This is a genomic window from Kribbella sp. NBC_01245, assembly GCF_036226525.1.
Taxonomy (GTDB): Bacteria; Actinomycetota; Actinomycetes; order Propionibacteriales; family Kribbellaceae; genus Kribbella.
The window spans coordinates 2,211,937-2,222,338 of record NZ_CP108487.1 but is presented as its reverse complement, the minus strand read 5'-3'; the positions used below and the strand labels follow the sequence as shown (position 1 = coordinate 2,222,338).

Below are 10,402 nucleotides of genomic sequence, written 5' to 3'. Positions count from 1 at the left end.
CCGGGGTTTCTGCGTTCAGCGCAGTACGACGTTCAGCGCAGTACGACCAGGAGCTGGACGAGTAGGGGAGCGACGATCAGGGCGGGCAGGAGGTCGGCAACGGCGACCTGCTTGATCTTCAGCAGGCGCAAGGCCACGCCGATCAGCATCAGACCGCCGGTCGCGCCGAGGGCGGTCACATGCGCATCCGGCAGTACGTCGCCCAGCAAGGCGCCGATCCCCGTGAAGAGTCCCTGGACCACCAGCACCACCAGGGCCGACGCGGCCACGCCCCAGCCGAGGGATGCCGCGAAGGCGATCGAGGCGAAACCGTCCAGCACCGACTTGAGCAGCAGTTGGTCGGCACCGCGGCCGAGGCCGTCCGACAATGCGCCGAGGAAGGTCAACGGCCCGACGCAGAACACCATCGAGGCAGTCACGAAGCCCTCGACGAACCGGTTCTCCTCCTCGCCATTGCCGCGTCGGCTGAACCGATGTTGCAGCCAGGCGCCGAATCCCTCCAGGCGTTCCTCGATCCGCAACAGCGATCCGGTGATACCGCCGATCAGCATGGCGCCGAGCACGATCAGGATCGGGGCGCTGTCGCCGACCGCGTCGCTGAGCACCTCGTCGCCCACCGTGAGTGCCGACATGAACGCGATCAGCAGCGTGACCAGACCGAGTGCGTCGGTGACGAGATCGCGGGTTCGGTGACTGAGTCGATGGCCGATGAGTACGCCGAGTACCGACCCGACGAGAACCGTCGCGACGTTCACGACAGTTCCGATACCGATGAACAACCCTGGTCTCCGATCGCCTCGTTCTGCTCGGCCCGCGGAACGCTTTGCAAGTGCGGCCGAAAGCCCTACTGTTGCGCGGGGATGAGCGTAACCGTCCGCCCAGTTGAAAGCCGGGGCGGATCGAGAGGGGAGGGCGGCCGTGGCACCAGCGATCGTGGTGCGCGATGCCCAGGCCGGTGATGCCGCTGCCCTGATCGCCTTGTGGCGTGAGATGACCGCGGGTTCCGGTCACCAGTCGCGGCTGCTGCCGTCCCCGACCGAGGAGTCGATCCGCGCCGCGATCGAGCGGCACCTGGCCGATCCGAACTGCCGGCTGGTCATCGCTCAGCTGGACGACGAGGTGACCGCGATGGCCTTCCTGCGGCGGATCGCGTTCAGTCCGTTCCACGACGAGGCCACCGTCACCGTGGAATACCTGCACGTCCTGAGCTCGGCCCGTCGGCATGGTCTGGGCAAGGCCTTGATCGCGGAGGCTGCGGCGTGGGCGGAGTACGAGAACAGCTCGCACGTCGCGGTGCTCGCGCCAGCCGTTGCGCGCGAGGCCAACCGGTTCCTCGCCCGGCTGGGCCTCGGCCAGGCTGCCGTGCTGCGCTTCGCCAGTACGCACACGATTCGCCGTCGGCTCGCCGCGGAGCACGCGCCGAACCTGCTGGCGCTGCTGTCATCGCGGCGATCGGTGCTCGCGCGCCGGGCCGCTCTATTGCATCGTGCCGGCGCGCCGGCAGCGGAGACTCCCGAAATCACCCTGACTACGGAGATCACCGTCCCAGTCGCACCCGAATCCGCGGGCGCCTAACCGTCAGCTTGGCGGGGCCTGGATCAGCTGGCACGTGATCCGGGCAGTGCAGATCCGCTTGTCCCGCTCGTCGGTGATGACCACGTCGTACGTCGTAGTCGTACGGCCGAGGTAGATCGCGGTCGCGACAGCGGTGACGACGCCGTCGCGGGCGGCGCGGTGGTGGGTCGCGTTGATGTCGACGCCCACGGCGACCTTGCCCATCGGGGCGCCGTGCAGCACCGAGCCGATGGAGCCGAGGCTCTCGGCCAGCACGCAGGACGCGCCGCCGTGCAGTAGGCCGAAGGGTTGCTCGTTTCCCTTGACCGGCATGGTGCCGACCAGCCGCTGCGGGGTCGCCTCGAGGATCTCGATACCCAGCTTGTCCGTGAGCGCGCCCTTGAACATCTGCTCGCTGATCTCGATCTCGCTCACTTCTTTCCCTCCATCGACGGCTCCTACCGAAGAGTACAGACAAGCCGCCAGGCGCTGGTCAAAACTGTCGGTGGTTAGCACTAGGCTCTTTCTCGTGGCTGCAGACTCCAACACTTCGACCGTGACCAAGGACCCAGCGACCGGCGCCGACGGCGGCCGACCGCGGATCCTGCTGCTGGATGGGCACTCGCTCGCCTACCGGGCTTTCTTCGCGCTGCCAGTGGAGAACTTCTCCACCAGCACCGGTCAGCACACCAACGCGGTGTATGGCTTCACCTCGATGCTGATCAACATGTTGCGCGACGAGAAGCCGACGCATATCTGCGTGGCGTTCGACGTCTCCCGCCAGACCTTCCGCTCCGAGCAGTATGCGGAGTACAAGGCCGGCCGCAGCAAGTCCCCGGACGAGTTCAAGGGTCAGGTCTCGCTGGTCAAGGAGGTGCTGGAGGCGCTGCGCATCCCGACCACCGAGATCGACGGCTGGGAGGCCGACGACGTCCTCGCGACCCTGGCCACCCAGGCGTCGGACCTGGGGTTCGAGGTGCTGATCAGCTCCGGTGACCGCGATGCGTTCCAGCTGATCAACGAGAACATCACCGTGCTCTATCCGAAGCGTGGTGTCTCCGAGATCGCCCGGATGGACCCGGCCGCCGTCGAGGAGAAGTACGGCGTCCCACCGAACCGCTACTCCGATCTCGCGGCCCTCGTCGGTGAGCAGAGCGACAACCTGCCCGGTGTGCCCGGTGTCGGTCCGAAGACGGCGGCCAAGTGGCTGAACCAGTTCGGCTCGCTGAACGACCTGATCGACCGGGTCAACGAGATCAAGGGCAAGGCGGGGGAGTCGCTGCGCGAGCACCTGGCCGACGTCATCCGGAACCGGCAGATCAACGAGCTGGTCCGCGATCTCACGCTCGACGTCACGGTCGACGACCTGGTCCGCCACCCCTGGGACCGGGAGAAGGTGCACACGCTCTTCGACGGCCTCGAGTTCCGGGTGCTGCGCGAGCGCCTCGTCGCCGAGCACGAGGAGGTCGACGAGACGATCGAGGACGGCTTCGACCTGGATGGCACGCAGCTTTCCGCCGGTGAAGTCGCCGCCTGGTTGAAGGAGCACGTCTCGACCGGCGCCCGGACCGGTGTCGCCGTGCAGGGCAACTGGGGCCGCGGCACCGGCGAGGTGACCGGGATCGCGCTGGCCACGGTCAGCGGTGCGGCCGCCTGGTTCGACCCGGGCGCGTTGACCCCGGAGGACGACGACGCCTGGCGTTCGTGGCTGGCCGATGCCGACCAGCCGAAGGCGTTGCACGACGCGAAGGGTCCGCTGCTGGCGTTCCTCGAGCGCGGCTGGACGTTGGGTGGGCTCACGTCCGACACGCAGCTCAGCGCGTACCTGGTCCGCCCGGATCAGCGGTCGTACGACTTGGCCGACCTGACCGTGCGCTACCTCAAGCGCGAGCTCCGCGCCGAGGAAGCGGAGAACGGGCAGCTGAGCTTCGACGACATCGAGGGCGGTCCCGCCGCGGATGCGACGATGCTGCGCGCCCGCGCGATCGCCGATCTGGCCGACACGCTCGACGCCGAGATCGAGAAGCAGGCGGGTACGACGCTGCTGTCCGACGTCGAGCTGCCGTTGATCGACGTCATCGCGGCGATGGAGCGCGACGGGATCTTCGTCGATCGGGCGTATCTGGAGCAGCTCGAGCAGCGCTTCGCCACCGGCGTGAAGGAGGCCGCTACTTCGGCGTATGAGGTGATCGGCAAGGAGATCAACCTCGGTTCGCCGAAGCAGCTGCAGGTGGTGCTGTTCGACGAGCTCGGCATGCCGAAGACCAAGCGCACGAAAACCGGTTACACCACGGATGCCGACTCGCTGCAGTCCCTCTTCGAGAAGACCGAGCACCCCTTCCTGGCGTACCTGCTGGCCCATCGCGACGCGTCCCGGCTGCGGCAGACGGTCGAGGGCCTGCTGAAGACGATCAGCGCGAGTGACGCGCGGATCCACACGACGTTCAACCAGACGATCGCCGCCACCGGCCGGTTGAGCTCCACCGATCCGAACTTGCAGAACATCCCGATTCGCACCGAGGAGGGGCGCCGGATTCGCGAGGCCTTCATCGTGGGCGAGGGGTACGAGGGCCTGATGAGCGCCGACTACAGCCAGATCGAGATGCGGATCATGGCGCACGTCTCGGCTGACGAGGGCCTGATCGCGGCGTTCAACTCCGGCGAGGACTTCCACTCGGTCACGGCCGCGCGGGTCTTCTCGGTCGAGCCGGCCGAGGTCACCGGCGAGATGCGCGCCAAGATCAAGGCGATGAACTACGGCCTCGCGTATGGGCTTTCGGCGTACGGGTTGAGTCAGCAGCTGAAGATCGGCGTGGACGAGGCCAAGGGCCTGATGGACGAGTACTTCGAGCGTTTCGGTGGCGTCCGGGACTACCTGCGCAGCATCGTCATCGACGCCAGCAAGACGGGTTACACCGAGACCATTCTCGGCCGTCGCCGCTACCTGCCGGACCTCACCAGCGAGAACCGCCAGCGCCGCGAGATGGCCGAGCGGATGGCGTTGAACGCGCCGATCCAGGGCTCCGCCGCCGACGTGATCAAGATGGCCATGCTCAAGGTCGACGCCTCGCTGCGCTCGTCCGGGCTCAAGTCGCGAATGCTGCTCCAGGTCCACGACGAACTGGTCTTCGAGATCGCCCCCGGTGAGCGCGAAGCCCTGGAAGAGCTGGTCCGTCGCGACATGGGTGCCGCCGTCGACATGGCCGTCCCGCTCGACGTCTCCGTCGGCGTCGGCCGCTCCTGGCACGAGGCCGCCCACTGACCGGCCCACGGCGTCCACAGCAGGCGCGGAAGCAGGCGCCAAAGCCGCACGGCAAAGTGGGAGACGCCGTGGGGCAGGAGGTCGCGGTCGAGTTGATGGCCGCGGTCGAGGCTTCGCTGGTCGATTCGCCGTACGTCGTGAGGCCGACGCGAGCCGGGTTCGACGTCGCGCTGAACCTGACCGATGCCCGCTGGTGGTCGTTGTACCAGCGGCAGGGCTTGCGCCACACGTTCGTCCAGCACGTCGCGCTCAAGCGGTCGAGCCGGCTTTACCGGGTGACCGACGAGGCGTATGAGGTCGACTGGGCCGTCGGCGCGGCGGCTGGGCTCGAACCACGCTTGGGAATTCGCATCAAGCACCGCGCGGGCCGAGTGGTGAACTTGACGTTCACCCCGGCCTCCGCGGTCCGCGACGTCCAGACCGACTACACCTTCTCCTCGGAGGAGGCCCGCCGCCTCATCACCAACGCCGCCCGCCGGCTCGGCTGGGTCCAACGCCTCGACCGCGCGCAAAAGGTCGGCATCATCATCGGCGTCGCAGGCCTGGCCGTCGCCCTCACCACGATCTTCCTGGCCATCACCTACGCCTAGCTTGCGGTTTTGAAAGTCGGGATGGGGCTGTTGCGCAGGGCTTCCTTGACGTTGTGGAGCTCGCGCGCGGGGATGTCGGGGAGGGCGTCGGGCGCGAACCAGCCGACTTCGAGGGACTCGTCGTCGTTCACGCGAGCCTCGCCGGCGATGGCGCGGCAGCGGAAGGTGAGATCGAGGTACTGGACCTTGTCGCCATTGGGGTAGGCCGACGGCTTCAGGGTCTCGATCGCCACCAGGCTTTCGACGCGCGCCTCGACACCGGTCTCCTCGAGGATCTCGCGGATCAGGCCGACGGCAGGCTGCTCACCGGGCTCGAGAATGCCGGCGACGAGACCCCAACGGCCGGTGGTCACGCGTCGCGCGAGCAGCACGCGACCGTCGTCATCGAACACGACGCCGGTGACGCCGGGAAGCCATAGCAGGTCGTGCCCGATCTTCTCGCGCAGCGCCAGGATGAAGTCAGGGGTTGGCATGCAACCGACCCTATTCCACCGCTTGTAAGGCCTGACGAGCCAGGCCGTCAAGAGCCCACGATTGCAGGAACTCCTAGTTGTGACGGGCATTTTCCGAGCCTTACCTTCAGGCCACAACTAGTGAGGGTGGGGACCAATGGGCGCACACCGCAAGAAGAAAACCTTGACCGGATTGGCCGCGATCATCGCGATTGTGGCGAGCCTCCTAGCGGTCCAGCAGAGCGCGACCGCCGCGACGCCCGTTGGCCCGCAGACGGCGGCGGCGCTCAACACCGCCTTCAACACGTACGGCGATACGTCCGGCGAATGGAGCGGCGCTGACGGCACGGCCTCGGTCACGCTGCCGGATGGACGCGTCGCGTGGCTCTTCTCCGACTCCTACATCGGCCCGGTCAACGCCGACCACAGCCGGCCGAAGACCACGCCGATGATCAACAACTCGATCGTCATCCAGACGTCGGCCGGTCTGACCGACACGATCATGGGCGGTACGACGACCGCGCCGCAGGCCGTCATGCCGCCGCCTGCAGAGGGCGAGTTCTACTGGGTCCAGGACGGCACGGTAAGCGGCGGCAAGTTGCGTGCCATCTACGGCCGGTACGCGCGTTCCGGTCAGGGCAATCTCGACTTCGTCCTCAAGAGCAGCGTGGTGGCGACGTTCGACGCGACGACGCTTGCGTTGGAGTCGGTGACGCCGGTGCCGGGCACGCCGAAGATCGCGTGGGGTGCGGAGTTGTTGGAGGACGGCGCGACGACGTACGTCTATGGCTCGGAGTACACCACCGCGGGCTCGCGTTATGCGCACGTCGCGAAGACGTCGGCCGATCTCACGCAGCCGTGGCAGTACTGGAACGGGACGACCTGGGTGACCGACGAAGCCGAGTCGAAGCGACTCCTCAGCGGCGTCGGCACAGCCTTCGGCGTCCAGAAGGTCGCCGGCGGGTTCGTCCTGGTGACGCAACAGGCGAACGCGATCTTCCACCCGGGCATCGTGGCCTATCCCGCGACCAACCCGACCGGCCCGTTCGCTGAGCCCACCACCTTGGTGCAGGCGCCCGAGATGGTGCCCGGCTCGTCCAACATCGTGTACGACGCCCACGTGCATCCGCAGTTGGCCACGTCCGGCAAGCTGCTGGTGTCGTACAACGTGAACACGCTCGACGGCGACGCCAACTACGCCGACGCGCGGATCTACCGGCCGAGGTTCATCGAGGTGGCGTGGCCGCGGCCCGTGCCCGATCCGTCGACTCTGCCCGCTGCGCCGACCGGTCTGACCGCTGCGCCCCAACTGGATGGCTCGGTCAAACTCACTTGGCAGGCGGTCGCGGGCGCGGCGTCGTACCGGGTGTATCAGCGCAACGTGACCGGTGGTCAGACCCACTTCCACCAGGACCAGACCGTGCTCACGACCCCGGCGCACACGGTCAGCGGGCTGCGCTCGGGCGAGGAGTACCAGTTCAAGGTCGTCGCGGTCGACCCCGACGGCGAAAGCTTGCCGTCGGCAACGATCCCCGTCACGGTCGTACTGGATCCGCCCGACGCACCCACGGCGGTGACGGCCACGCCTGACGGGAACGGCGATGTCGTCGTCGCCTGGCATGGCGTGCCGAATGCGTGGAACTACGAGGTCACCTTCCGCAACGTCACCCAGGAGGACGAGGAGTTCTCGCTCGCGACCACGGTCGGCGGCACGGTCAACTCGTTTAAGGTCAGCGAGTTGACCGATGGCGATCTCTACGAGTTCCGGGTGCAGACGATCGCGGCCGGTGGATCGTCCGCGCCCTCGGCGTTGGCCCAGGCGACACCGCATGCCTTGCCGCCGCCCAAGCCGACAGGTCTGACCGCGACGGCGTTGGCGAACGGTCAGATCAAGCTCAGCTGGGACAGCGTCGGCACTGGCCCTTGGTACTGGGTCTACCAGCGTGACGTGACGGCCGAGGACCCCGAGTTCAGCAAGTTGTCCCTGCCGATCTCGTCCGGTACGACGATGAACGCGGGTTATCTCGTCGACGGCCACAACTACGAGTTCAAGGTCACCAGCTACACCAACGCGGGTGAGTCCGAGGACAGCAACGTCGTCAGCGCGGTAGCGAAGTACCCGCCGACGCCTGGTGTGACCGGTCTGACCGCGACCCCGGGCGACGGCAAGGTCGTACTCAATTGGAACAGCGCGGGCGAGGACGTCTGGTACTGGATCTACCAGCGCGACGTCACCGAAGAGGACGCGACGTTCACCCAACTGCCGCTGCCGATCTCGTCCGGTACGACGATGACCGCGGGCTTCCTCAGCAACGGCCACACGTACGAGTTCAAGATCGCGGCGATTGCCGACGCGGGCGTCGGACCGCAGAGCGCGGCCGTGACGGCTCGACCAATGCCGCCGAAACCGGCCGTCGTCACCGGCGTCAGCGCGACCCCGCAGACGGACGGCGGGATCCGGCTCAACTGGACGGCGCAGCCTTCGGTCTTCTACTGGATCTGGATGCGCGACGCCACCGCCGGCGAGGCCATGCGCAAGCTGGAATGGCCGACCGACAAGACGACGTGGGATGCCGAGCTGCTCAAGCACGGCCATCGCTACGAGTTCCGCATCGTCGCGAACAACATGTCCGGCGACGGTCCCTCTAGTGTCACGTTCGCCGCCACCTCGACGTACGCCAAACCCGCAGCGCCGACGAATCTGCGTGCACGGGCGATGGGCAACGCCGTCATCAACCTCGACTGGGACGGCCCGACGGGCGTCTACTACTGGATCTACCGACGCGACGTCACGGCGGGAGAGGCGTTTGCGAAGAGCAGCCTGCCGACCGACGACACGTCGGCGAACCTGGGCCTGATGAAGGCGGGCCACAAATACGAGTTCCAGGTCAGCGCCGAGAACCAGGGCGGTGAGGGAGCACGCTCGGCCATCGCCAGCGCCACGTCGTACGGCGGTCTGCCCGGCGCGCCGACCGGTCTGACCGCGACTGCCGGGGATGGCCAGGTGCGGTTGGCGTGGGGCGCGAGCAGTACGTCGGGCGTGCTGTACAACGTCTACCAGCGTGACCGCACCAACGGTCAGTCCTGGCAGCGGCTGCCAACGCCGGTCAACGGGCTCGCCATCACGGCGGGCTACCTGATGAACGGGCACACGTACGAGTTCAAGGTGACCGCCTCCAACGCGGTCGGCGACAGCGCGGCATCGAACGTAGCCTCCGCGCGACCGCTGCCGCCGTTGCCCAAGGCACCTACCTCGATCGTGGCGTCACCGCGGGACGCGTCGGTCTACCTGGACTGGCCCGCCAGTACGACGCCGAGCGTGTACTACGAAGTCCGGTATCGCGCGGCCGGTGGGACCTGGAAGCAGATGGCCTACCCGATCGTCGACCAGACCTGGCTGACGGTGACGTGGCTGTCGAACGGTACGACGTACGAGTTCCAGGTGCGTGCGGCGAACCTCGCGGGCGTTTCCGCGTGGTCGCCGAGTGACACGGCTCGCCCGATGCCGCCGCTCCCGGTGGCGCCTGCCAACTTGACGGCGGTGGCGGGGAACTCGCAGGTGTCGCTCGACTGGCCGGCCAGTGTGACGCCAGGCGTCTTCTACTGGGTGGAGTACCGGTTGGCGGGTGGAGGCTGGACCCGGTTGAAGTACCCGATCGGCAACGGCATCACGGCATGGACGATCACCTGGTTGGTCAACGGCAAGACCTACGAGTTCCGGGTCCGGTCAACCAACCTGGCAGGCGACTCCGCGCCATCCGTGGTGAGGTCAGCGCGACCGTTGCCTCCCTTGCCGCCCAGAGCCGAGGTCTCGAGCTTCAACGAGTTCAATGCCGGCACCTTGGAGGTCGGTTGGAATATCCCGTTCCTCGAGCAATGGAGCACTGCCGTCTACTACCGGGATCTGACGCTGCAGGGGCCGACTCGTCGCGTGGTTCTTGGCACCAGCTCCAGGAGAGCCAAGCTGGTCCTCGCGGAGAATCACTACTACGACGTGTCGATCGCGCACATCAACGTCAGAGGTGAGGGACCGAGATCGGAGCACAACCTGCACGCCACGACGTTCAACTGGCGGTCTGCGGCTCCGCGGCGGCAGAAGAACCGGGACAACGGTTCGAATAGCTCCGCGATCGCGACCATCTTGTGGAAGAACCTCGACTGCCGTAACGGCGTATCGCAGACGGTCTGCTTCTGGTACTCGCCCGCCGCGGGCAGGCCGATGACCTTGGGGGACTATCTCTACTACCCGCACAGCGAGTCGGACCTCCGGAAGAAGCTCAGGTGCGAGGCCACGGAGTCGGCTCAGCTCGCCGGCAGACAAGGCGCCAGTTACGGGCGGGGTTACGGTCCCCACTTGATGGAGCACGAGGCGATTCACTCCGTGCAGTACGCCCGCTACGACAACGCGGCAAAGTTCGCTTTCGACTACTGGCGAGCCGGCGTGGACGAGGACAACAGATTCGAGCAAGAGGCCAACCTCTACTGGGGCAGCTATCTCTATGCGAGTGACGTAGACGGGTGTCCCTACTCATGGTGAAACGGCT

The 10,402-nt window shown here is 67.0% G+C and carries 7 protein-coding genes; 4 read left to right on the top strand and 3 right to left on the bottom strand.

Features of this window, described 5'->3' with window-relative positions:
• Positions 1–32 precede the first annotated feature (32 nt).
• Positions 33–755 (bottom strand): DUF554 domain-containing protein, encoded by a 723-nt coding sequence (locus OG394_RS09795; RefSeq protein WP_328994788.1) that lies wholly within the window; start codon positions 753–755, stop codon positions 33–35.
• 127 nt (positions 756–882) lie between these two features.
• On the opposite strand from OG394_RS09795, the gene OG394_RS09790 reads away from it, so the two are divergent.
• Entirely contained in the window at positions 883–1,575 is a 693-nt protein-coding gene (locus OG394_RS09790) for a GNAT family N-acetyltransferase (RefSeq protein WP_442914280.1), read from the top strand.
• Between the two features lie 3 nt (positions 1,576–1,578).
• On the opposite strand, the gene OG394_RS09785 is transcribed toward OG394_RS09790, so the two are convergent.
• Positions 1,579–1,989 carry a PaaI family thioesterase gene (locus OG394_RS09785; protein ID WP_328994786.1) on the bottom strand — a complete coding sequence of 137 codons (411 nt, stop codon included), beginning with the start codon at positions 1,987–1,989 and terminating at the stop codon, positions 1,579–1,581.
• A 121-nt stretch (positions 1,990–2,110) separates the two neighbouring features.
• Between OG394_RS09785 and polA the strand changes: the two genes are divergently transcribed.
• A complete protein-coding gene (gene polA, locus OG394_RS09780; RefSeq protein ID WP_328994785.1) occupies positions 2,111–4,816 on the top strand; it encodes a DNA polymerase I in 2,706 nt (901 codons plus the stop codon).
• Between the two features lie 68 nt (positions 4,817–4,884).
• Complete coding sequence (locus OG394_RS09775) at positions 4,885–5,406, top strand: hypothetical protein (RefSeq protein ID WP_328994784.1); 522 nt, start codon at positions 4,885–4,887, stop codon at positions 5,404–5,406.
• Here the strand turns inward: OG394_RS09775 and OG394_RS09770 are convergent.
• A complete protein-coding gene (locus tag OG394_RS09770) occupies positions 5,403–5,879 on the bottom strand; it encodes an NUDIX hydrolase (RefSeq protein WP_328994782.1) in 477 nt (158 codons plus the stop codon). The genes OG394_RS09775 and OG394_RS09770 overlap by 4 nt on opposite strands.
• Before the next feature lie 136 nt (positions 5,880–6,015).
• On the opposite strand from OG394_RS09770, the gene OG394_RS09765 reads away from it, so the two are divergent.
• Positions 6,016–10,395, top strand: coding sequence for a fibronectin type III domain-containing protein (locus OG394_RS09765; RefSeq protein ID WP_328994780.1), 4,380 nt, complete (start codon positions 6,016–6,018; stop codon positions 10,393–10,395).
• The last annotated feature ends 7 nt before the right edge of the window (positions 10,396–10,402 follow it).